This is a genomic window from Parasphingorhabdus sp. (assembly GCF_036964565.1).
Taxonomy (GTDB): Bacteria; Pseudomonadota; Alphaproteobacteria; order Sphingomonadales; family Sphingomonadaceae; genus Parasphingorhabdus.
Window position 1 is genome coordinate 1 of sequence record NZ_JBALTN010000049.1, and the last position, 529, is coordinate 529.

Here is a 529-nt window from a genome sequence, read left to right on the forward strand (position 1 = left end):
GGACTTCCAGTATCGTCTTCTCAAGCTCTTGTTGGCGGCTTGGTTGGGGTAGTGACTGTGGCCGCAGGTCCTGATCATGTGGTCTGGGGTTTTGAGACAGTTGACGGCTTTCATCTTACCGGGGTTGCCAAGATACTGGGAGCATTGCTTCTTTCCCCAGTTTTGGGATTTTTCCTTGGCGGTTTATTGCAACGTCTCATGGCATTTATCCTGCGTGCCGCAAGACCTTCAGCCAATAAATATCTGCGTGCCTTTCAGTGGTTAACCACGGGCGTACTTGCCTTTTCTCATGGAACAAATGATGCGCAAAAAGGCATGGGCATGATTGCAATGATCCTCGTCCTCGGAGGAGTAAACGCACAATTTTACGTGCCTTTGTGGGTCATTATGGCAAGCGCAACCGCGATCACGATCGGAACACTGACCGGTGGTTGGCGTATTGTTAGGACATTGGGTTTTGGAATCTACAAGGTGAGACCTATCCATGCATTGGATTCGCAGATAACCTCGGCGGGAGTGATTTTGGCAG

The 529-nt window shown here is 50.1% G+C and carries 1 protein-coding gene; it reads left to right on the forward strand.

Features of this window, described 5'->3' with window-relative positions:
- The coding region (locus V7650_RS18170) for an inorganic phosphate transporter (protein WP_335657607.1) at positions 1 to 529 on the forward strand (529 nt) is incomplete at both ends.